Raw genomic sequence first — 22,413 nt, 5'->3', positions numbered from 1 at the left:
AGCGCGTGTCATTGATCGCTTCCGACCAATTCCGCATCGTTGTCGGCCTCGGCAAGAGCGGCATGTCCCTGGTGCGCTTCCTGGCGCGTCAGGGCGTGCGCTTTGCCGTGGCCGATACGCGCGCGAATCCGCCGGAGCTGGAAGCGCTCAAGCGTGACTATTCGCAGGTGGAAGTACGCTGTGGCGAGCTGGACGTGGATTTCCTCTGCCGTGCCACGGAGCTGTACGTGAGCCCGGGGCTGGCGCTATCGACTCCGGCGCTGGCCGAGGCGGCGGCGCGCGGGGTGAAGCTGTCCGGCGACATCGACCTGTTCGCCCGCCATGCCAAGGCGCCCATCGTCGCCATCACCGGCTCCAACGCCAAGAGCACCGTCACCACCCTGGTGGGCGAGATGGCGGCTGCCGCCGGCAAGCGTGTCGCCGTGGGTGGCAACCTGGGTACGCCGGCGCTGGATCTGTTGGCCGACGATATCGAGCTGTACGTGCTGGAGCTGTCCAGCTTCCAACTGGAAACCACCGATCAGCTCAACGCGGAAGTGGCCACCTGCCTGAACATCAGCGAAGACCACATGGATCGCTACACTGGCCTGCCGGCCTACCATCAGGCCAAGCACCGCATCTTCCGGGGTGCGCGTCAGGTGGTGGTGAATCGTGACGACGCCTTGTCGCGGCCGCTGATCGCCGACCAGGTGAGCTGCTGGGAATTTGGCCTGGGCAAACCCGACTTCAAACGTTTCGGCCTGCTGGAAGAGAGCGGCGAAAAGTGCCTGGCGTTTCGTTTCGAGGCCCTGCTGCCGGTGAGCGAGCTGAAGATCCGCGGCGCGCACAACCAGTCCAATGCCCTGGCGGCTCTGGCCCTCGGCCATGCCGTCGGCCTGCCGATGGAGGCCATGTTGGCCACCCTGCGCCAGTTCGCCGGGCTGCCGCACCGCTGCCAGTGGGTTGGCGAGCGTGCTGGTGTGAGCTACTACGACGACTCCAAGGCCACCAATGTCGGCGCGGCGCTGGCAGCCATCGAAGGCCTGGGTGCGGATATCGCCGGCAAACTGGTGCTGATCGCCGGTGGCGACGGCAAGGGCGCCGATTTCTCCGCGCTGAAGCAGCCGGCCGCGCGCTTCTGCCGCGCCGTGGTGTTGCTCGGGCGCGATGCCGAGCGCCTTGCCGAGGCGCTGGGTGACGCCACGCCGCTGGTGCGAGTCACGACTCTCGACGAGGCAGTGCAGCGCTGCAGCGAGCTGGCCGAGCATGGCGACGCCGTGCTGCTGTCGCCGGCCTGCGCCAGCCTGGACATGTTCAAGAATTTCGAGGAACGCGGGCGCCTGTTCGCCCAGGCCGTGGGAGGGCTCGCCTGATGCTGAGCTTCCTGCGCGTTCGTCCTTCACCGCTGCTGGGGCGTGGCTTCGATGTCGACTTCCCCATGCTCGCCGGCTGCCTCGGCCTGCTCGGCCTGGGGCTGGTGATGATCACCTCGGCTTCGTCGGAAGTGGCAGCGGCGCTGTCCGGCAATCCGCTGTACTACATGATCCGCCACATCATTTACCTGCTGATCGGGCTGGGGGCGGCCGGCGTGGTGCTGATGATCCCCATGAGCTTCTGGCAGCGTTACGGCTGGATGATGCTGCTGGCCGCCTTTGCCCTGCTGGTGCTGGTGCTGATTCCCGGCATCGGCCGCGAGGTCAACGGTGCGCGGCGCTGGATCGGCTTCGGTGCCTTCAACGTGCAGCCCTCGGAAATCGCCAAGGTGTTCGTGGTGGTCTATCTGGCCGGCTATCTGGTGCGACGCCAGGAAGAGGTGCGCGAGAGCTGGATGGGCTTCTTCAAACCCTTCATCGTGCTGCTGCCGATGGCGGGGCTGCTGCTGCTGGAGCCGGACTTCGGTGCCACCGTGGTAATGATGGGCTCGGCCATGGCCATGCTGTTCCTCGGCGGTGTCGGTATGCTGCGCTTCGGCCTGATGGTGGCGCTGGCCGTGGGTGCGGTGTTCGTGCTGGTGCAGACTCAGGAATACCGCCTGCAGCGTCTGATCACCTTCACCGACCCCTGGGCCGACCAGTACGGCGCCGGCTACCAGTTGACCCAGGCGCTGATCGCGTTCGGCCGCGGCGAATGGTTCGGCGTCGGTCTGGGCAACAGCGTGCAGAAGCAGTTCTACTTGCCCGAAGCACATACCGACTTCGTGTTTTCGGTGTTGGCCGAAGAGCTGGGGCTGATCGGCTCGCTGGCGACTCTGGCGCTGTTCGTCTTCGTTTGCGTGCGCGGCCTGTACATCGGTTTGTGGGCCGAAAAGGCCAAGCAGTTGTTCTCCGCCTATGTCGCCTATGGTCTGTCTTTCCTGTGGATCGGCCAGTTCCTCATCAATATCGGGGTGAACACCGGCCTGCTGCCGACCAAGGGCCTGACCCTGCCGTTCCTCAGCTATGGCGGTTCGTCCCTGGTGATCTGCTGCATCAGCCTGGCGATCCTCCTGCGTATCGAGTGGGAAAGCCGTCACGTGCTGGGCAACGAGGATGTGGAGTTCGATGAGTCGGATTTCGCCATCGAGCCGCCTTCCTTCGTCCTGGAGGAGCCTCGTCATGCGCGGTAACGTCCTGATCATGGCCGGCGGCACCGGCGGGCACGTGTTCCCGGCGCTGGCTTGCGCGCGTGAGTTCCAGGCGCGCGGCTACAGCGTGCATTGGCTGGGCACGCCGCGTGGCATCGAGAACGAGTTGGTGCCGCAGGCCGGTCTGCCGCTGCACCTGATCAATGTCAGCGGCCTGCGCGGCAAGGGCAGGCTGTCCCTGCTCAAGGCGCCGTTCCAGTTGTTGCGCGCCCTGTGGCAGGCGCGACGCATCGTGCGTGAGTTGCAGCCGGTATGCGTGCTCGGCATGGGCGGTTACGTCACCGGGCCCGGCGGCCTGGCTGCGCGTCTGGCCGGCGTGCCGCTGATCATCCACGAGCAGAACGCCGTGGCCGGTACCGCCAACCGTTTGCTGTCGCGTATCGCCACGCGCATCTGCGAGGCCTTCCCCGACACCTTCGCGGCTTCCGCCAAGCGTCGTACCACCGGCAATCCGGTGCGCGAGGAGCTGTTCCTGGAAACCCCGCGCGAGCCGCTGGCGGGGCGCAAGCCCAAGCTGCTGGTGCTCGGCGGCAGCCTGGGCGCCGAGCCGCTGAACAAGCTGCTGCCCGCCGCGCTGGAAAAACTGCCTGGCGAGATTCGCCCGCAAGTGTTCCATCAGGCCGGCAAGCAACACGCCGAGATCACCGCGGAGCGTTATCGCGATGCTGCGGTCGAAGCCGAGGTCGCGCCCTTCATCAAGGACATGGCGCGCGCCTATGGCTGGGCCGATCTGGTGATCTGTCGCGCCGGAGCGCTGACCGTCAGCGAGCTGGCCGCCGCCGGCCTGCCCTCGATGCTCGTGCCACTGCCGCACGCCATCGACGATCACCAGAGCCGCAATGCCGAATACCTGGCGAAGGAGGGCGCTGCCGTCCTCCTTGCGCAACATGCCACTGACGCGGCCAAGCTCGCCGCGCAGCTCACCGAGGTTCTGATGCACCTGGAAAAACTCACCGCCATGGGCGCCACCGCGCGTCGCCTGGCCAAGCCCGATGCCACCCGCACGGTGGTCGACATCTGCCTGGAGGTGGCCCGTGGCTAAGTCTCCCGCTGCGGTCAAGGCCGAAGTCCGGCGCATGCGCCGCATCCGCCGCATTCACTTCGTCGGCATCGGCGGCGCTGGCATGTGCGGCATCGCCGAAGTGCTGATGAACCTGGGCTACGAAGTGTCCGGCTCCGACCTCAAGGCCTCGGCCGTGACCGAGCGCCTGGCGAACTTCGGCGCCACCATCTTCATCGGCCACCGCGCGGAGAACGCCGAGCAGGCCGACGTGCTGGTGGTGTCCAGCGCCATCAACACCGCCAACCCGGAAGTGGCCACCGCGCTGGAACGCCGGATTCCGGTGGTGCGCCGCGCCGAGATGCTCGCCGAGCTGATGCGCTATCGCCACGGCATTGCCGTGGCCGGCACCCATGGCAAGACCACCACCACCAGCCTGCTGGCTTCGGTGTTCGCCGCTGGCGGCCTCGACCCCACCTTCGTCATCGGTGGCCGACTGAACGCCGCCGGCACCAATGCGCAGCTCGGTTCCAGCCGTTTCCTCATCGCCGAGGCCGACGAGAGCGACGCCAGCTTCCTGCACCTGCAGCCGATGGTTTCGGTGGTCACCAATATCGACGCCGACCACATGAGCACCTATGGCGGCGACTTCAATGTATTGAAGAAGACCTTCATCGAATTCCTGCACAACCTGCCGTTCTACGGCCTGGCCGTGCTCTGCGTGGACGATCCGGTGGTGCGTGAGCTGCTGCCGCAGGTGGGCCGCCCCACCGTGACCTACGGCTTCTCCGAGGACGCCGACGTGCGTGCGATCAACGTGCGCCAGGAAGGCATGCGCACCCACTTTACCGTGCTGCGCCCGGACTGCGGTCCGCTCGAGGTGTCGGTGAACATGCCGGGCAACCACAACGTGCTCAACGCCCTGGCCACCATCGCCATCGCCACTGACGAAGGCATCGACGACAGCGCCATCGTCGCCGGTCTCTCCGGCTTCCAGGGCGTCGGTCGGCGCTTTCAGGTCTACGGCGAACTGCCGGTGGACGGCGGCAGCGTGATGCTGGTGGACGACTACGGCCATCACCCGCGCGAAGTGGCCGCGGTGATCAAGGCCGTACGTGGTGGCTGGCCGGAGCGCCGCCTGGTGATGGTCTACCAGCCGCACCGCTACAGCCGCACCCGTGATCTGTACGACGACTTCGTGCAGGTGTTGGGCGAAGCCAACGTGCTGCTGCTGGTGGAGGTGTACCCGGCCGGCGAAGAGCCGATCCCCGGTGCCGACAGCCGCCAGCTGTGCCACAGCATCCGCCAGCGCGGTCAGCTCGACCCCATCTACGTCGAGCGCGGCGTAGATCTGGCGCCGCTGCTCAAGCCGTTGCTGCGTGCCGGCGACATCCTGCTGTGTCAGGGCGCTGGCGATATTGGCGCGGTGGCGCCGCAACTGATCAAGCACCCTCTGTTCGTCGGGGAGTCGAAATGAGCCTGCACAGTACCCTCGATCCCAAGGCCTTCGGTCGCGTCGCCGTGCTGTTCGGCGGCAAGAGTGCCGAACGCGAGGTGTCGCTGAAATCCGGCAATGCCGTGCTCAGCGCCCTGCAGGCAGCGGGCGTGGACGCCTTTGGCATCGACGTGGGCGATGACTTCCTGGCTCGCCTGAACAGCGAGAAGATCGACCGCGCCTTTATCGTGCTGCATGGCCGTGGCGGCGAGGATGGCTCCATGCAGGGCCTGCTCGAATGCGCCGGCATTCCCTACACCGGCAGCGGCATCCTGGCCTCTGCCCTGGCCATGGACAAGCTGCGTACCAAGCAGGTCTGGCACAGCCTCGGCCTGCCGACGCCGCGCCATGCCGTGCTGTGCTCGCAGGCCGATTGCGAGGCCGCTGCGCTCGAACTCGGCTTCCCGCTGATCGTCAAACCGGCCCATGAAGGTTCGAGCATCGGCATGGCCAAGGTGGAATCCCTGGACGCCTTGATCGCCGCCTGGCAGGACGCCGCGCGCTATGACAGCCAGGTGCTGGTGGAGCAGTGGATCGCCGGCCCGGAATACACCATCGCCGTGCTGCGGGGCCAGGTGTTGCCGCCCATCGGCCTGGGTACGCCACATACCTTCTACGACTACGACGCCAAGTACCTGGCCGATGACACCCAGTACCGCATTCCCTGCGGCCTGTCCGCCGAGAAGGAAGCCGAGCTGAAGGATCTCACCGCGCGTGCCTGTGAAGCCGTGGGCACCCAGGGCTGGGCGCGCGCCGACGTGATGCAGGACGCCAGTGGCCAGTTCTGGCTGCTGGAAGTGAACACCGTACCGGGCATGACCGATCACAGCCTGGTGCCGATGGCCGCGCGCGCTGCCGGCCTGGATTTCCAGCAACTGGTGCTGGCGATTCTGGCCGACAGCGTCGAGGCGAGGGGTTAAGCCATGGTCACCGCCGTGCGTCATCAGGACTCGCTGAGGGCTCCGCTACGCGGCAAGCCCGTGCCGCGTGGCGCCAGCCGTCTGGTGGCCAAGGAGCCGGTGCGTCTGCGCCTGCCCAAGGCGGACTTCTCCTGGGTCGCACGCCTGGCCTGGCCGCTGTTGCTGCTGGGCCTCGGCTTCGCTGCCTACGAAGGCGCGCAACGTTTGCTGCCGTACATGGATCGGCCGATCGCGCGTATCAGCGTGCAGGGCGACCTGGCCTACGTCAGCCAGGACGCTGTGCAGCGGCGTATCGCCCCCTTCACTCAGGGCAGCTTCTTCAGCGTCGACCTGCGCAGCATGCGCGAGGAACTGGAGCGCATGCCCTGGATCGCCCACGCCGAAGTGCGCCGGGTATGGCCGGATCAGATCGACGTGCGCCTGGAAGAGCAACTGCCCATCGCCCGTTGGGGCGACGAGGCGCTGCTCAACAACCAGGGCCAGGCCTTCGCCCCGCAGGAGCTGAACAACTATCAGCACCTGCCGCAGTTGTCCGGCCCCAAGCGTGCCCAGCAACAGGTGATGCAGCAGTACCAGATGCTCAGCCAACTGCTACGGCCCATGGGCTTCACCGTGGTCGGGCTGCAGTTGCGCGAGCGCGGCAGCTGGTTCCTCTCGGCCACCGAGAACGCCAGCGGACAACGCATCGAGATACTCCTGGGGCGTGATCACATCGTGGAAAAAATGCGTCGGTTCGCGGCTATCTACGAGCGCGAATTGAAGGAACAGAGCGCGAACATCGCGCGCATCGACCTGCGTTATGCCAACGGCCTCGCCGTGGCCTGGCGTGAGCCGGTGGAGCCGGCTGCGGCCGAGCAGAAAGTGAATTAAGAAGAGGCAGGACACTATGAGTAGCGCGCAAAGCGGCAAGATGATCGTCGGCCTGGACATCGGCACCTCCAAGGTGGTGGCGCTGGTGGGCGAGGTGACGGCCGATGGCCAGCTGGAAATCGTCGGCATCGGCACTCATCCGTCGCGCGGGCTGAAGAAGGGCGTGGTGGTCAATATCGAGTCCACCGTCGCCTCCATCCAGCGCGCCGTGGAAGAGGCGCAACTGATGGCCGGCTGCCGTATCCACTCGGCCTTTGTCGGCGTGGCCGGTAACCATATCCGTAGCCTCAACAGCCACGGCATCGTCGCCATTCGCGACCGTGAAGTCAGTGGCGCGGACATCGAGCGCGTGCTCGACGCCGCTCAGGCCGTGGCCATCCCGGCCGACCAGCGGGTGCTGCACACCCTGGCGCAGGACTACGTGATCGACAACCAGGAAGGCGTGCGTGAGCCGCTGGGCATGTCCGGCGTGCGTCTGGAGGCCAAGGTGCACGTGGTCACCTGCGCGGTGAACGCGGCGCAGAACATCGAGAAATGCGTGCGCCGCTGCGGCCTGGAAGTGGACGACATCATCCTCGAGCAACTGGCCTCGGCCTACTCGGTACTGACCGAGGACGAGAAGGAGCTGGGCGTGTGCCTGGTGGACATCGGCGGTGGCACCACCGATATCGCCATCTTCACCGAGGGCGCCATTCGCCATACGGCGGTGATCCCGATTGCCGGCGACCAGGTCACCAACGACATCGCCATGGCCCTGCGTACCCCGACCCAGTACGCCGAGGAAATCAAGATTCGCTACGCCTGCGCCCTGGCCAAGCTGGCCGGCGCCGGCGAAACCATCAAGGTGCCCAGCGTCGGTGATCGTCCGCCGCGCGACCTCTCGCGCCAGTCCCTGGCCGAGGTGGTCGAGCCGCGTTACGACGAGCTGTTCACCCTGATCCAGGCCGAGCTGCGGCGCAGCGGCTACGAAGACCTGATTCCCGCCGGCATCGTCATGACCGGCGGCACGGCAAAGATGGAAGGCGCAGTAGAACTGGCCGAGGAGATCTTTCACATGCCGGTGCGCTTAGGCGTGCCACATAGCGTCAAGGGCATGGCCGATGTGGTGCGCAACCCGATCTATTCCACCGGTGTGGGCTTGCTGTTGTACGGGCTGCAGAAGCAGCACGACGGCATTTCCATGTCGGTTGGCAGTCCTTATCAGGACGAAGGCAAGACCCCGGTATTCGAGCGCATCAAGCGCTGGGTACAAGGCAATTTCTGATTTTTGCAGTAGGCGTTACACAACTAGAAGGGAAGGAGAGAGATCATGTTTGAACTGGTAGATAACGTTCCACAAAGCGCGGTGATCAAGGTCATCGGTGTCGGTGGCGGCGGCGGTAACGCGGTCAATCACATGGCGGTCAGCAACATCGAGGGCGTCGAGTTCATCTGCGCCAACACCGATGCGCAGGCGCTGAAGAACATCGGTGCGCGCACCGTGCTGCAGCTCGGCCCGGGCGTGACCAAGGGCCTGGGTGCTGGCGCCAATCCGGAAGTCGGTCGTCAGGCCGCGATGGAAGACCGCGAGCGCATCGCCGAAGTCCTGCAGGGCACCGACATGGTGTTCATCACCACCGGCATGGGCGGTGGCACCGGTACCGGCGCCGCCCCGGTGATCGCCGAAGTGGCCAAGGAGCTGGGTATCCTCACCGTTGCGGTGGTGACCCGTCCGTTCCCCTTCGAGGGTCGCAAGCGCATGCAGATCGCCGATGAAGGCATCCGCTCGCTGGCCGAGAGCGTCGACTCGCTGATCACCATTCCCAACGAGAAGCTGCTGACCATCCTCGGCAAGGACGCCAGCCTGCTGTCCGCCTTCGCCAAGGCCGACGACGTGCTGGCCGGCGCCGTGCGCGGTATCTCCGACATCATCAAGCGTCCGGGCATGATCAACGTCGACTTCGCCGACGTGAAGACCGTGATGAGCGAGATGGGCATGGCCATGATGGGCACCGGCTGCGCCAGCGGTCCGAACCGTGCGCGTGAAGCCACCGAGGCGGCCATCCGCAACCCGCTGCTGGAAGACGTCAACCTGCAGGGCGCTCGTGGCATCCTGGTGAACATCACCGCCGGCCCGGATCTGTCCCTGGGTGAGTACTCCGACGTGGGTAACATCATCGAGCAGTTCGCCTCCGAGCACGCCACCGTCAAGGTGGGTACCGTGATCGACGCCGACATGCGCGACGAGCTGCACGTCACCGTGGTCGCCACCGGCCTCGGCGCGCGCATGGAGAAGCCCGTGAAGGTGGTCGACAACACCGTGCAGGTCGCTGCCAGCCAGCCGGTTGCCCAGCAGCCGGTGACCCAGCCGCGCGGCGAGCAGTCGGTCAACTACAAGGACTACGAGCGCCCGACCGTGCAGCGTCAGAGCCACAGTGGTGCGGCCACCGCAGCCAAGCTCAATACCCAGGACGATCTCGATTACCTGGATATTCCGGCTTTCCTGCGTCGTCAGGCCGATTGATGGAATGTATCAGGAGTATGAAGGTGATTGGTGTTCAGCAAAGGTCGGTTCTGCTATCATCCCCGACCATTGTTGAAAACAGTTCGCAACTAGCGATATAGCGGCCAAGCCATGATCAGACAACGCACCCTGAAGAACATCATCCGTGCCACCGGCGTTGGCCTGCATTCGGGGGAAAAGGTTTACCTGACCCTGAAGCCGGCTCCGGTGGATACCGGCATCGTGTTTCGCCGTACCGACCTCGATCCTGTCGTGGAAATCCGCGCACTGGCCGGGAACGTCGGCGAAACCACCATGTCGACCACATTGATCAATGGTGATGTCAAGGTAGATACGGTAGAGCACCTGCTTTCGGCCATGGCAGGCCTGGGCATCGATAACGCCTACGTCGAGCTCTCCGCATCCGAAGTGCCGATCATGGACGGCAGCGCTGGTCCCTTCGTATTCCTGATTCAATCGGCTGGCCTGCAGGAGCAGGAAGCGCCGAAGAAGTTCATCCGCGTTCTGCGTGAGGTCACGGTGGAGGAGGGCGACAAGCGCGCCACCTTCGTGCCTTTCGACGGTTTCAAGGTGAGCTTCGAGATCGACTTCGATCACCCCGTGTTCCGCAATCGCACGCAGAGCGCCAGTGTGGATTTCTCCAGCACCTCTTTCGTCAAGGAAGTCAGCCGGGCCCGCACCTTCGGCTTCATGCGTGACATCGAGTTCCTGCGTTCGCAGAACCTGGCGCTCGGTGGCAGCGTGGAAAACGCCATCGTGGTCGACGAGTATCGCGTGCTCAACGAGGACGGCCTGCGTTACGAGGACGAATTCGTCAAACACAAGATTCTCGATGCCATCGGTGACCTGTACCTGCTGGGTAACAGCCTGATCGGTGAGTTCAAGGGCTTCAAGTCTGGTCACGCACTGAACAACCGTTTGCTGCGTACGTTGATCGAGCAGACCGATGCCTGGGAAATGGTGACCTTCGAGGACGCCACGCTCGCGCCGATCTCCTACATGCGCCCGGCTGCGGCGGTGTAAAAAACTCTCTTTCCAGCTTTATTTGAGGCCACCTTCGGGTGGCCTTTTTTTATGATCCTTTGCGGAGGTCTCGGGAAGTCCAGTCTATACATCGGGCTGGCAATTATGTGTTTTCGGTGTTCAAGCTGTTTATCGGCGTTTAGCTGATATCTCCCGTTTCGCCCCTCGGCGACCTTCTTTTGTCAAACGCCACAAAAGAAGGCAAAAAGGCTTGCCCCGCCATCCGGCCCCGGCTGCGCCGGGGTTCGTGACTCGCTTCGCTCGCCCTTCGGGCCAGCCTTCGGCTGTTACTTCGCTTCGCTACGTTTCGCTCCATCGTCGCTCCGAGGGTCGGCGTACATGGGCCATCCCTGGCCCATTTCGCGGGGCCGCCATCGGTATCTCGTGGCATCCATGCTGCTCGCCCCTCTACGCAACGATTCCACTTACCCTCCTGAAGGGGCCATTCGCGCGCCTGAACGAACAGGCATTCCAGAATATACCTGGCGTGTTCTGTGAAGCAGCTGTGTAGGGCGTACTCGCGAAGCAGTACGCCGTTGGGGGTTGGACGTAGGCTGCGGTGCCGAACTGGGCATGGCCCGGCGGACTGTTCGCTTAGGCTCCTGAGTCCGCCCTACGGCTGCCCTCTCAAGCACTCTGCGCTACTTCTGGGTTATCTCGGGTTCAGGCGCGTGCAGAGCCCGCCCAGGAGGGTGAACGGAATCGTCGTGGAAGAGGTTGAGCGACATGGATGTCGCGACGACTGCATGGATGCAGGAGGTAGAGCGACGCAGGATGCCAAAGCCGAGAGCCGCGATGGGCCATGGATGGCCCTTCGTCGGTGGGCCGCATCCGGTCGGGCCTCTGGAACGGCGATGGAGTGAGCGAACCCTGGCGTAGCCAGGGCCGGATGAAAGGGCGGAGGTTTTGGTTACTTTTGCCCCAAAAGTGACTCGCCCGGGTGGGCGAAACCAAAAACATCAACGAAAACGCGGCAATCCGGAACAGGCACAAGAACAACCAACACAAGCTCGCCAGCCCAGCATGAACCGACCCCTGGCCATAACGAAATCAGGCCACTAGCCATGGCCAGTCGGCCTCAATCACATCATTCCGGTGCCTGCTGGCGATTTGATGTCAAGTTTGCCGACGAGCGGCAGCAGCCTCATTCGTCCTCACGAACATGACTGGCCAGTCGCTCGAGAGCCGCACGCAGCCTGGGGTCGCTGATGCCTTCGGCGCTGGTCTGGATACCTTGCGCGGCGCCCTTTGACAGGTAAGGGGCGTGACGAGTTCCACGATTATGTCCGCTTTGTGGTTGCACCTTGAACAGGATTTTCGTTAAGGTCGCGAATTCTTCCAGCGTCTGTAGCTGCCTTTGCAGTCTGCGTTGCTGGTAGCGCAAACGTGTTGCCCAGTGACCATCGGTCACGATCAACAACAGACAACCGCCTCGCCAGGACGCGACATGACAGTGTTCCCGGGCGGCAGGTTGTAGCTGGCTTTCGACAAGACGCTGCAGATGCGCGAGGCGTTGGGCCTCATCGAACAGCGCTTTCAGGGGCTTGGCTTCGCGTAACAGCGTAGCGGGTGCCTGGGCCGGCAAGGGACGGAACGACATGGCAGGAAGCCTTGAGTTACGGAGTCGCCATGGTAGCAGAACCCTCCATCGGCTGATCCTCCGTCATTAGGGGAAGCCATGCACATCATCTTGCTCAATGGCCGACAGGGTTCGGCTCGCTCCATCCATCTCAATCTGCGTTGGCTGTCGCTGATCGCAGTTCTTGCTCTGTCGCTGAGTCTGGCAGCAGGTGCGGCATTGGGGGCCAAGTGGTTGACGGCCGAGCCGCTGTCCGACAGCCGCCTGGCCGCGGCGCTCGATCAGCAGCGCCAGCAGGTGGGGGCGGTGCGCGAAGATGCCCAGCGTCAACTGGACGCCTTCGCCGCTCACGTGGCCGAGCTGCAGGCTCGCCTGACTCGCCTCGATGCCCTGGGCGAGCGCCTCACCGAGCTGGCCGATCTCGATTCCAGCGAGTTCGATTTCTCCCTCGATGTCGGCCAGGGTGGCGCCGAGGATTCGCTCGGCGCTTCGGTTTATGCGCCGCCGCCTTTCATGGCCGCACTCGATGAACTGGCGCTGCGCGTGGACAGCCGCGAACAACAACTGGAAGTGCTCGAACAACTGCTCGGCGAGCGTCGCCTGAATGAGGCGGAAACCCTCTCCGGGCGGCCCGTGCTGCAGGGCTACATCTCTTCACCCTTTGGTCGACGGGTGCATCCGCTGACCGGGCGGGTCAGCATGCACAAGGGCATCGACTTCGCCGCCAAGTCCGGTAGCGATGTGGTCGCCGTAGCGGCAGGCGTGGTGACCTTCGCCGGGCGCAAGTCGGGTTACGGCAATGTAGTGGAGATCAGCCACTCCGACGGCTACACCACCCTCTACGCGCACAACCGCGGCAACGTCGTTCAGGTTGGCGATCTGGTGCAGCGTGGCCAGACCATCGCCAAAGTGGGCAGCACCGGCCGTTCCACGGGCTCGCACGTGCACTTCGAGGTGACCAAGAACGGGCGCGCGGTCAACCCGGCGCTGTACATCGCTCGTAACAGCGGCGTCGAGTGATGCCTTGTCCTGTCACGACCTTGAATTCTCCTTGCGCGCCCCCATCTAGAACCCCGTGATCACTCGCCTCGGCGCTACCGAGGCGGTGTGGCGTGCCTCGGCCAATGCCTGTAGTGGGCTGAGAACGTCACTTTCCTCCCGGGTTTTTCCGGGTAGAATGCTCCCTTCGTCCAGCAGCCATGCTGGCTGCCAGGTCGCGATTTGCGCCGACCTCCATCCATTTCGCCGGAAGACCCTGCCGATATGTTTGCGCCTTTGTTGAAAAAACTTTTCGGAAGCAAGAATGAGCGTGAAGTCAAACGCATGCTCAAAGCGGTGCAGTCCGTGAACGCCCTGGAAGAGCAGATGATCGCGCTCTCGGACGAGCAACTGCGGGGCAAGACCGAAGAGTTCAAGGCCCGTCTGGCCAAGGGCGAAACCCTCGATCAACTGTTGCCCGAAGCCTTCGCCGTGGCCCGTGAGGCCGGCAAACGGGTGATGGGCATGCGCCACTTCGATGTGCAGTTGATCGGTGGCATGACCCTGCACGAAGGCAAGATCGCCGAGATGCGCACCGGCGAGGGCAAGACCCTGGTGGGCACTCTGGCCGTCTACCTCAACGCACTGTCCGGCAAGGGCGTGCACGTGGTCACGGTCAACGAATACCTGGCGCGCCGCGACGCCAACTGGATGCGTCCGCTGTACGAGTTCCTCGGCCTCTCCGTGGGCATCGTCACTCCCTTCCAGCCGCCGGAAGAGAAGCGCGCGGCCTACGCTGCCGACATCACCTACGGCACCAACAATGAATTCGGTTTCGACTACCTGCGCGACAACATGGCCTTCAGCCTGGAAGAGAAGTTCCAGCGCGAGCTGAATTTCGCCGTGATCGATGAAGTCGACTCCATCCTCATCGACGAAGCCCGTACTCCGCTGATCATCTCCGGCCAGGCCGAAGACAGCTCCAAGCTGTACATCGAGATCAACAAGCTGATTCCGCGCCTCAAGCAGCACATCGAGGAAGAGGAAGGCGTGGTGACCCAGGAAGGCCATTACAAGGTCGACGAGAAAACCCGTCAGGTCGAGCTCAACGAGGCCGGCCACCAACACGTCGAAGAAATGCTCACCGCAGTCGGTCTGCTGGCCGAGGGGGAGAGCCTCTACTCGGCGCACAACCTCGGTCTGCTGACTCACGTCTATGCCGGCCTGCGTGCGCACACCTTGTTCCACCGCAACGTCGAGTACATCGTGCAGAACGGTCAGGTCATCCTGATCGACGAGCACACCGGCCGTACCATGCCGGGCCGCCGCCTGTCCGAGGGCCTGCACCAGGCCATCGAGGCCAAGGAAGGGGTGAACATCCAGGCCGAGAGCCAGACCCTGGCCTCGACCACCTTCCAGAACTACTTCCGTCTGTACACCAAGCTCTCCGGCATGACCGGCACCGCCGACACCGAAGCCTTCGAGTTCCGCCAGATCTACGGTCTGGACGTGATGGTGATTCCGACCAACAAGCCGGTCGCGCGCAAGGACTTCAATGACCTGGTCTACCTGACCCAGGAAGAGAAGTACCAGGCCATCATCGCCGACATCAAGGACTGCCAGGCCCAGGGCCGGCCGATCCTGGTCGGCACCGCAACCATCGAGACCTCCGAATACGTCAGCCAACTGCTGAACAAGGAAGGCATCGAGCACAAGGTGCTCAACGCCAAGTTCCACGACAAGGAAGCCGAGATCATCGCCCAGGCCGGTCGCCCGGGCGCGCTGACCATCGCCACCAACATGGCCGGTCGCGGTACCGACATCCTCCTCGGCGGTAACTGGGAAGTGGAAGTCGCTGCCCTGGAGAACCCCACCGACGAGCAGATCGCGCAGATCAAGGCCGAATGGCAGAAGCGTCACCAGCAGGTGATCGAGGCCGGCGGCCTGCACGTGATCGCCTCCGAGCGTCACGAATCGCGGCGTATCGACAACCAGCTGCGCGGCCGTGCCGGTCGCCAGGGTGACCCGGGTTCCAGCCGCTTCTACCTGTCGCTGGAAGACAACCTGATGCGCATCTTCGCCTCCGACCGGGTGAAGAACTTCATGAAGGCCCTCGGCATGCAGTCCGGCGAGGCCATCGAACACCGCATGGTGACCAACGCCATCGAGAAGGCGCAGCGCAAGGTCGAGGGCCGCAACTTCGACATGCGCAAGCAACTGCTCGAGTTCGACGATGTGGCCAACGAGCAGCGCAAGGTGATCTACCACATGCGCAACAGCCTGCTGGCGGCCGAGAATGTCGGCGACACCATCGCCGAGTTCCGCGAGGAAGTGCTGACCGCCGCCATCAACGGCCACATTCCACCGCAGTCGATGCCCGAGCAGTGGGATATCGCCGGCCTGGAGTCCACCCTGCAGAGCGACTTCGGCATCAAGCTGCCGATCCAGCAGTGGCTCGACGAAGACGACAAGCTGTACGAAGAGACCCTGCGCGAGCGCATCCTCGCCGAGCTGATCGCCGCTTACAACGAGAAGGAAACCCAGGCCAGCGCCGAAGCCCTGCGTACCTTCGAGAAGCAGATCCTCCTGCGCGTGCTGGACGACCTGTGGAAGGATCACCTGTCCACCATGGATCACCTGCGTCACGGCATTCACCTGCGTGGTTACGCGCAGAAGAACCCCAAGCAGGAATACAAGCGCGAGTCCTTCACCCTGTTCCAGGAGCTGCTGGATTCCATCAAGCGCGACACCATCCGCGTGCTCTGCCACGTGCAGGTACGCCGCGAAGACCCGGCCGAGGAAGAGGCCCGTCTGCGCCGCGAGGCTGAGGCCATGGCCGAGCGCATGCAGTTCCAGCACGCCGACGCCTCGGCCCTGGCCGCTGAAGAGGGCGCGGCCGAGGAAGGTGATGTCGCCGTGGCCGCCGCTCCCGTGCGCGTCGAGCAGAAGGTCGGCCGCAACGAGCCCTGCCCCTGTGGCTCGGGCAAGAAGTACAAGCACTGCCACGGCCAGATCGGCTGATCGCGCCACTTGCAGTAGCAGGCGCTTCGGCTATGCTGCCAGCGCCCTGACAACGCCGCGACGGCTTTGCCGCTCGCGGCGTTTTACCATCTCATCCGGTCGCCGAGGCGATCACCGCATACTTGAAGGAGCGCATCTCATGGCTGTTGGTCTTGGCCCGCTGTCTACCCTGCACCCGGTTCCCGGTTTTGAGCTGGGCATCGCCTCGGCCGGCATCAAGCGTCCCGGGCGCAAGGATGTGGTGGTGATGCGCTGCGCCGAAGGTTCGCGCATCGCCGGGGTGACCACCACCAATGCCTTCTGCGCCGCGCCCGTGCTGCTCACTCGTGAGCGCCTGGGTGGTGAGGTGCGTTACCTGCTGACCAACACCGGCAACGCCAACGCCGGTACCGGCGACGATGGCCTGGCCCGTGCGCGCCGTGCCTGTGCGCGCCTGGCCGAGCTGACCGGCGTGGCCGAGAGCGCCGTGCTGCCATTTTCCACCGGGGTGATCGGCGAGCCGTTGCCGGTGGAGAAGATCGAAGGTGCGTTGCAGGCCGCGCTGGATGATCTGCGCAGCGACAACTGGGAAGCGGCGGCCACCGGCATCATGACCACCGACACCCTGCCCAAGGGCGCCAGCCGTCAGTTCCAGCACGATGGTGTGACCATCACCGTCACCGGCATCTCCAAAGGCGCCGGGATGATCCGCCCGAACATGGCCACCATGCTCGGCTACATCGCCACCGACGCCAAGGTCGCCCAGGGCGTGCTGCAGGATCTGGTGCGCGACGCGGCGAACAAGTCGTTCAACCGCATCACCATCGACGGCGATACCTCCACCAACGACTGCTGCATGCTGATCGCCACCGGCCAGGCTGCACTGGCGGAAATCACCGACGCCAGCGGCGAACTGTTCGCCAAGCTCAAGCAGGCGGTGTTCGAGGTGTTCATGGAAGTGGCGCAGGCCATCGTCCGCGATGGTGAAGGCGCGACCAAGTTCGTCACCGTGCAGGTCAATGGTGGTGGCACCCATCAGGAGTGCCTGGATGTGGCCTACGCCGTGGCCCACTCGCCGCTGATCAAGACCGCGCTGTTCGCCTCCGACCCCAATTGGGGGCGCATCCTCGCCGCTGTCGGCTATGCCGGCGTGGCGCAACTGGACGTGAGCAAGATCGACGTCTTCCTCGGCGAGGTGTGCATCGCCAGCAAGGGTTGCCGTGCTAACACCTACACCGAGGAGCAGGGCGCCGCGGTGATGGCCCGCGAGGAAATCACCATCCGCATCGAGCTGGGCCGTGGCGACTGCAGCGAAACCATCTGGACTACCGACCTGTCCCACGAATACGTCAAGATCAACGCTGAATATCGCACTTGAAAGCAGCTCCAAGCTGCAAGCCATAAGCGGCAAGTAAAAGCCAGGGACGACCATCTGCCTTGCAGCTTGCAGCTTGCAGCTTGCAGCTGCCCTGCCATTCCCGCGCCTTATGACCCCATGACGCGCGGGAATTTGCCATTTGCGGCTCGGGCTCTTAACGTCGAGCGACTACCCACTTCGAGGATGCGAAATGGCTTTGCAATTGGTGATCGGCGACAAGAATTACTCTTCCTGGTCGTTGCGTGCGGCGCTCGCCGTCGAGCTGGCGGGGACTGCCTGCGATGAGGTAAGGGTGCGGCTTTACCAGCCTGACAGCCGCGCCCGCCTGCTCAGCCATTCGCCGGCGGGCAAGGTGCCGGTGCTGCTCACCGAGCATGGCCCGGTGTGGGATTCCCTGGCCATTGCCGAATACCTGGCCGAGCATTTTCCCGAGGCCGGGCTTTGGCCTCAGGACGTCGCTGCCAGGGCCTTGGCTCGCAGTGTCTGTGCGGAAATGCACAGCGGCTTCGTCGCCTTGCGCAGCCACCTGCCGATGGATCTGGCCCGTGACCAGGCGCTGGCCGAAATCCCGGCGGATGCCAGGGCCGATATCGAGCGCGTGTGTGCGATCTGGGCTGACTGCCGCGAACGTTTCGCCGATCAGGGCGACTACCTGTTCGGCCAGGCCTGCATCGCCGATGCCTTCTACGCGCCAGTGGCCGCACGCCTGCGCAGTTACCGGGTGGCCCTGCCACCGGCAGCGGCGGCCTATGTCGAAACCATCTACCGCTGGCCGGCCTTCCAACGCTGGCATCAGGCGGCCTTGCAGGAGGTGAAGGGTTGAAGCGTGTACATGTCGCAGCGGCGGTGATTCGGGGTGTCGATGGTCGCATCCTGATCGCCAAGCGCCCGCAGGACAAACACCAGGGCGGCCTGTGGGAGTTTCCCGGCGGCAAGGTGGAGGAGGGCGAGGCGGTGAGCCTCGCTCTGGCCCGTGAGCTGGAGGAGGAGCTGGCCATTCGCCCCACAGCGGCGCGTCCGCTGATCCAGATTCGCCATGACTACCCCGACAAGCAGGTATTGCTGGATGTCTGGGAAGTCACGGCCTTCACCGGCGAACCGCACGGCGCCGAAGGTCAGCCGCTGGCCTGGGTCAGCGAGCGGCAGTTGCTGGAGTACGAATTTCCCGCAGCCAACAAACCCATAGTGGCGGCGGCTCGCCTGCCCGAGCGCTACCTGATCACCCCCGATGGCCTTGAACCGGGCGAGTTGCTGGCCGGGGTGCGCAGTGCTCTCGCAGAAGGTGTGCGGTTGATCCAGTTGCGCGCCCCGAAGATGTTCGACGCACAGTACCGTGACCTGGCAGTGGACGTGCAGGGCCTGTGTGCCGGCAAGGCGCAACTGATGCTCAAGGGGCCGCTGGAATGGCTGGGGGATTTCCCGGCGGCCGGCTGGCACCTGACCGCCGAGCAACTGCACAAGTACGCCGCTGGTGGTCGTCCCTTCCCTGAGGATCGCTGGCTGGTGGCCTCCTGTCACAGTGCCGAGGAGCTGGAGCTGGCGGCCAAGATGGGCGTGGATTTCGTCACCTTGTCACCGTTGCAGGCCACCGCCACTCACCCCGAGGCGCAACCCTTGGGCTGGGAGGCCGCCCGCGAAATGTTGCAGGCCTGCAACCTGCCGGCTTACCTGCTCGGTGGCGTCGGCCCGACGGACATCGAGCGCGCCTGGCAGATCGGCGCTCAGGGCGTAGCCGGCATCCGCGCGTTCTGGCCGGCCAACGGCTCGTAGGGCGGACTCAGGAGCGCCAGCGAACAGTCCGCCAGTCCATGCCAGGTTCGGCACCACGACTCCCGCCTCGCTCCTACCGTCCATGCGTGATGTTTCAGGCTTACTGCTTCGCGGGCTACGGTTTGTCTGCCGCCTGCCACAGCACTTCGTCGATACCCTGTCGCCTGGCGATCAGGCGGGCGGCAACGAACAGCAGGTCGGAGAGGCGGTTGACGTAGGCCAGGCCTTCGGCACGCAGCGGTTCCACGGCATTGAGGTGCTGGCAGCGGCGCTCGGCACTGCGGGCGAAACTGCGGCAGACATGGGCCTGGGCGATCAGTCGCGAGCCGCCCGGCAGAATGAAGTTCTGCAGCGGGCCGACTTCCTCGTTCCAGCGGTCAATGGCCGCTTCGAGGCGTTCCACCTCTCCCTGCTGCAAGGCCTGATACTCGGGCATCGCCAACTCGCCGCCAAGGTCGAACAGGCGGTGCTGGCAGGGGCTCAAGACGTCGATGATCTCCGCGAGCCCCTGACAGTTCGCAGCGGCTTCGCTCAACTCGGCCAGCAACAGCCCCAACTGGCTGTTGAGGGTATCCAGCTCGCCGATGGCTTCGATGCGTGGGTGATCCTTGCCTACCCGGCGCCCCTCGGCGAGGCCGGTTTCACCCTTGTCGCCGGTGCGTGTGTAGATCTTGGTGAGGCGCTTGCCCATTCTTGCTGGTTCCTCGTCGCTGCGGTCAGGTTCTTGTGGCGTTTAGAATAACGTCTTTTCACTCAGCTCCAGGCGATGCTCATGATCTTTCCCCGCTTCCTGGCCGCTCTCTCGCTATTGAGCATGGCCACCGCTTTTGCCCAGCCAGAACCGTCGTCCACGACCTTGTCGGTACGCGAAGGTGTGGCGTATGACCGCGCTAATGGCCTGGCGTGGATGCGGTGCAGTCATGGCATGCACTGGCAGGATGGCGCATGCCAGGGGCAGGTGGAGTTGATTGACTGGACGCGCGCGCAGCAGTGGGCCGAATCGCTCGGCGATGGCTGGCGACTGCCTGCGGTAGATGAGCTGGACGCTCTGTTGCGTTCGAGCGCCGAAGGGCCGTTGCTCGATCCGCAGATATTTCCAGGTATCACCGATCAAGGGGAAGGCGAGGCGCCGTACTGGACGTCATCGCTCTATGAGGGAATACCTTCGATGGTCATATACCTCGACCTGCTGAGCGGGCGCCTGGATGTCCACAGCCCGGGATTCGCTCTGGGGGCTTTGCTGGTACGTAATGTCCCGGGCAACGAGCTCTAGTGTCTAGGCATGTGGGGACAGGGGCAGGCGCAGGGTGAAACAGGTGCCCTGACCCTGGCGCGAGTGCACCTCCATCTGCCCCTTGTGGTTGTTGGTGATGATGAAATACGACACGGCCAGGCCCAGGCCGGTGCCCTGGCCGACTTCCTTGGTGGTGAAGAAGGGCTCGAAGATGCGCTTGCGGGTGGCCTCGCTCATGCCGGTGCCGTTGTCTTCCACCTGAATCTCCGCCCAGTGCCCGACCTGACGGGTGCGCAGGGTGATGCGCCCCGGTTCGCTGCGCTGCTCGACCTGATGAATGGCCTGGGCGGCGTTCTTCAGCAGGTTGAGCAGCACCTGTTCCAGTTCGTTGGCGGTGGCCGGCACCGGGCCCAGGTGCGGGTCGAAGTCGCGGACGATGTGCAGGGTCTTGAAGTCGAAACGGTCGGCCAGGTCGAAGTCGTTGCCGGCGATCTCCAGCGCCTGGTCGATCAAACCAGGCAGGTCACAAGGGGCCAGTTGCCGGTCGCTGCGACGACTGAAACTGAGCATGTGGCTGACGATCTTCGCCGCGCGCTGGCCGGCCTGCTGGATACCGTCGAGCAGCCGCGGGATGTCCCGCGCCTGCAGATACTGGTCGATGGCCTGCAGGCTCACGCCCGTCTGTTCGGCTTGCTCCAGGTTCTTTTCCAGCTCCGGCGACAGGCGCCTGCGGATGTTCTGCACGTTGTGCAAGATGGCGCCGAGCGGATTGTTGATCTCGTGCGCCATGCCGGCGGCCAGGCCGCCGACCGAGAGCATCTTTTCCGATTGCACCATCATCTCTTCCAGTGACAGGCGCTGGGTGATGTCGTCGATGCGGATCACCACGCCATGGCCGATGCCGCCCATCAGCGGGTAGAAGGTCAGGGCGTAGTAGCGCGGTTCGTCGTCCTTGGGCCAGGTGATGCGCTCGATCTTCTCCACTCGTAGCTGCTCGGCGGTGCGCTTGAGTTGCGGCAAGAAGGGCTTGAGCAGAGGGAAGGCGAGGAACACCGGCTGGTTCAGTGCCTCGTTCATCGGGGTGCCGGAAAGCGCGCTGGCCTCCTGGTTCCATTGGGTGACGTAGAGCTGCTCGTCGAGGGCGATCAGCGCCGAGGGCATGGAGTCGATGATGCTGTTGAGGTAGTTCTGGAAGCCGGTGAGTTTCTTCTCGATCTTGCTGCGCACCTGCACTTCCAGTTCCAGCTTGCGGTTGGAGTGGCGGGTTTCCTCGGCCAGGCTCTGGGCCTGATCGAAGGCCTGCTGGGCATCGTCGCGCGCACGCTTGAGCTGTTGTTCGCGCGCCTCCATGCGCATCAGCATGGTATTGAAGGCGTCGGCCAGGCTGCCGATCTCGTCCTTGTGGCCACGCTGGGCGCGCAGGGCGTAGTTTTCTTCGCGGGTGACCTGGCGCGACAGTTCTTCCAGGCGGCGGATGGGTTTGGTCACCAGGCGGCGAATCTGCCGCGCCACCAGGAACCACAGCGCCACGCTCAGCGCCAGGATCGCCAGGCTGGCGGTCAGGGTGCCGGTGTAGAAGGCGCCGGGCAGCTCGCTGGAGGCCACCAGCAGCAGGGCACCCGGGCGGCCGCTGGGGTGCGGCAGCTCCACCAGCAGGTTGGTGCGAAAGGCCGTTTCCCGCCAGCTTTCCAGTTCGCCGAGGTGTTGTGGCAGTTTCAGTTTCTCGCCGCGTTGCAGTTGCGCCAGGCTGTCGCCATTGCTGTCGTAGATCACCGCCGCGCGTAGCGGCGCATAGTCGTCCAGGCGACGCAGCACGGCCTGGGCCGAGTTCGCCGAGTGCAGCGCCTCACCGCTCAGCGCCGGGCTGGCGATCAGCCGGCCGAGGGTGTGCAGGGCTTGTGGTGCCATGCTCTGCTGGGTGATCCAGTAGGCCGCGCTGATGAAAGCCAGGTTGGCGATCAGCAGCACCGCACTGAGCAGCACGAGCAAGGCCGCGAGCAACTTGCGGCCGACGGGCAGGTTTTCGAGGTGCTGGCGCAGGGTCATGGGGGCGTGAGGTCG

The 22,413-nt window shown here is 64.4% G+C and carries 18 protein-coding genes; 15 read left to right on the top strand and 3 right to left on the bottom strand.

Annotated features, from left to right (window positions below; genetic code table 11):
- Nucleotides 1-5: 5 nt before the first annotated feature.
- From murD to lpxC, 9 genes are all read left to right on the top strand, one after another.
- Nucleotides 6-1,352, top strand: coding sequence for a UDP-N-acetylmuramoyl-L-alanine--D-glutamate ligase (murD, locus tag ACSVIK_RS14380; protein WP_442444962.1), 1,347 nt, complete (start codon nucleotides 6-8; stop codon nucleotides 1,350-1,352).
- Entirely contained in the window at nucleotides 1,352-2,584 is a 1,233-nt protein-coding gene (gene ftsW / locus ACSVIK_RS14375) for a putative lipid II flippase FtsW (protein WP_442444961.1), read from the top strand. The genes murD and ftsW overlap by 1 nt, the downstream gene beginning before the upstream one ends.
- The gene (murG, locus tag ACSVIK_RS14370) at nucleotides 2,574-3,644 is read left to right on the top strand and encodes an undecaprenyldiphospho-muramoylpentapeptide beta-N-acetylglucosaminyltransferase (protein ID WP_442444960.1); all 1,071 of its coding nucleotides are present in this window, start codon (nucleotides 2,574-2,576) and stop codon (nucleotides 3,642-3,644) included. Before ftsW ends, murG begins: the two co-directional genes overlap by 11 nt.
- Before the next feature lie 34 nt (nucleotides 3,645-3,678).
- Nucleotides 3,679-5,079, top strand: coding sequence for a UDP-N-acetylmuramate--L-alanine ligase (gene murC, locus ACSVIK_RS14365; RefSeq protein ID WP_442444988.1), 1,401 nt, complete (start codon nucleotides 3,679-3,681; stop codon nucleotides 5,077-5,079).
- The gene (locus ACSVIK_RS14360) at nucleotides 5,076-6,017 is read left to right on the top strand and encodes a D-alanine--D-alanine ligase (protein ID WP_442444959.1); all 942 of its coding nucleotides are present in this window, start codon (nucleotides 5,076-5,078) and stop codon (nucleotides 6,015-6,017) included. Before murC ends, ACSVIK_RS14360 begins: the two co-directional genes overlap by 4 nt.
- A 3-nt stretch (nucleotides 6,018-6,020) precedes the next feature.
- Nucleotides 6,021-6,887: a cell division protein FtsQ/DivIB gene (locus ACSVIK_RS14355; RefSeq protein ID WP_442444958.1), complete on the top strand. Its 867-nt coding sequence runs from the start codon at nucleotides 6,021-6,023 to the stop codon at nucleotides 6,885-6,887.
- A 16-nt stretch (nucleotides 6,888-6,903) separates the two neighbouring features.
- On the top strand, nucleotides 6,904-8,151 hold the full coding sequence (gene ftsA, locus ACSVIK_RS14350; RefSeq protein WP_268178908.1) for a cell division protein FtsA: 1,248 nt from the start codon (nucleotides 6,904-6,906) through the stop codon (nucleotides 8,149-8,151).
- 45 nt (nucleotides 8,152-8,196) lie between these two features.
- Nucleotides 8,197-9,390, top strand: coding sequence for a cell division protein FtsZ (ftsZ, locus tag ACSVIK_RS14345; RefSeq protein WP_442444957.1), 1,194 nt, complete (start codon nucleotides 8,197-8,199; stop codon nucleotides 9,388-9,390).
- A gap of 111 nt (nucleotides 9,391-9,501) precedes the next feature.
- Nucleotides 9,502-10,413: a UDP-3-O-acyl-N-acetylglucosamine deacetylase gene (gene lpxC / locus ACSVIK_RS14340; RefSeq protein WP_442444956.1), complete on the top strand. Its 912-nt coding sequence runs from the start codon at nucleotides 9,502-9,504 to the stop codon at nucleotides 10,411-10,413.
- Between the two features lie 1,144 nt (nucleotides 10,414-11,557).
- On the opposite strand, the gene ACSVIK_RS14335 is transcribed toward lpxC, so the two are convergent.
- Complete coding sequence (locus tag ACSVIK_RS14335; protein ID WP_442444955.1) at nucleotides 11,558-12,013, bottom strand: DUF721 domain-containing protein; 456 nt, start codon at nucleotides 12,011-12,013, stop codon at nucleotides 11,558-11,560.
- A gap of 78 nt (nucleotides 12,014-12,091) precedes the next feature.
- Here ACSVIK_RS14335 and ACSVIK_RS14330 point away from each other — a divergent pair, with 78 nt between their 5' ends.
- The 5 genes from ACSVIK_RS14330 to ACSVIK_RS14310 all read left to right on the top strand — a co-directional run bounded on the left by ACSVIK_RS14330 (nucleotide 12,092) and on the right by ACSVIK_RS14310 (nucleotide 19,118).
- On the top strand, nucleotides 12,092-13,012 hold the full coding sequence (locus ACSVIK_RS14330; RefSeq protein WP_442444954.1) for a M23 family metallopeptidase: 921 nt from the start codon (nucleotides 12,092-12,094) through the stop codon (nucleotides 13,010-13,012).
- A 243-nt stretch (nucleotides 13,013-13,255) separates the two neighbouring features.
- Nucleotides 13,256-15,991, top strand: a complete 2,736-nt coding sequence (secA, locus tag ACSVIK_RS14325; RefSeq protein ID WP_442444953.1) for a preprotein translocase subunit SecA — start codon at nucleotides 13,256-13,258, stop codon at nucleotides 15,989-15,991.
- A 139-nt stretch (nucleotides 15,992-16,130) separates the two neighbouring features.
- Complete coding sequence (argJ, locus tag ACSVIK_RS14320) at nucleotides 16,131-17,348, top strand: bifunctional glutamate N-acetyltransferase/amino-acid acetyltransferase ArgJ (RefSeq protein ID WP_442444952.1); 1,218 nt, start codon at nucleotides 16,131-16,133, stop codon at nucleotides 17,346-17,348.
- 190 nt (nucleotides 17,349-17,538) lie between these two features.
- Nucleotides 17,539-18,171, top strand: a complete 633-nt coding sequence (locus ACSVIK_RS14315) for a glutathione S-transferase family protein (RefSeq protein ID WP_442444951.1) — start codon at nucleotides 17,539-17,541, stop codon at nucleotides 18,169-18,171.
- Entirely contained in the window at nucleotides 18,168-19,118 is a 951-nt protein-coding gene (locus ACSVIK_RS14310) for a Nudix family hydrolase (protein ID WP_442444950.1), read from the top strand. Before ACSVIK_RS14315 ends, ACSVIK_RS14310 begins: the two co-directional genes overlap by 4 nt.
- A 115-nt stretch (nucleotides 19,119-19,233) precedes the next feature.
- Here the strand turns inward: ACSVIK_RS14310 and ACSVIK_RS14305 are convergent, their stop codons facing one another.
- A complete protein-coding gene (locus ACSVIK_RS14305; RefSeq protein WP_442444949.1) occupies nucleotides 19,234-19,809 on the bottom strand; it encodes a cob(I)yrinic acid a,c-diamide adenosyltransferase in 576 nt (191 codons plus the stop codon).
- An 81-nt stretch (nucleotides 19,810-19,890) separates the two neighbouring features.
- Between ACSVIK_RS14305 and ACSVIK_RS14300 the strand changes: the two genes are divergently transcribed.
- Entirely contained in the window at nucleotides 19,891-20,391 is a 501-nt protein-coding gene (locus tag ACSVIK_RS14300; protein ID WP_442444948.1) for a DUF1566 domain-containing protein, read from the top strand.
- A 3-nt stretch (nucleotides 20,392-20,394) separates the two neighbouring features.
- Here the strand turns inward: ACSVIK_RS14300 and ACSVIK_RS14295 are convergent, their stop codons facing one another.
- On the bottom strand, nucleotides 20,395-22,398 hold the full coding sequence (locus ACSVIK_RS14295; protein WP_442444947.1) for a sensor histidine kinase: 2,004 nt from the start codon (nucleotides 22,396-22,398) through the stop codon (nucleotides 20,395-20,397).
- Nucleotides 22,399-22,413: the final 15 nt, after the last annotated feature.

It is taken from the genome of Pseudomonas sp. NCHU5216, from assembly GCF_052156495.1.
Lineage (GTDB): Bacteria > Pseudomonadota > Gammaproteobacteria > Pseudomonadales > Pseudomonadaceae > Aquipseudomonas.
This window is presented reverse-complemented; position numbering and strand designations above follow the sequence as displayed.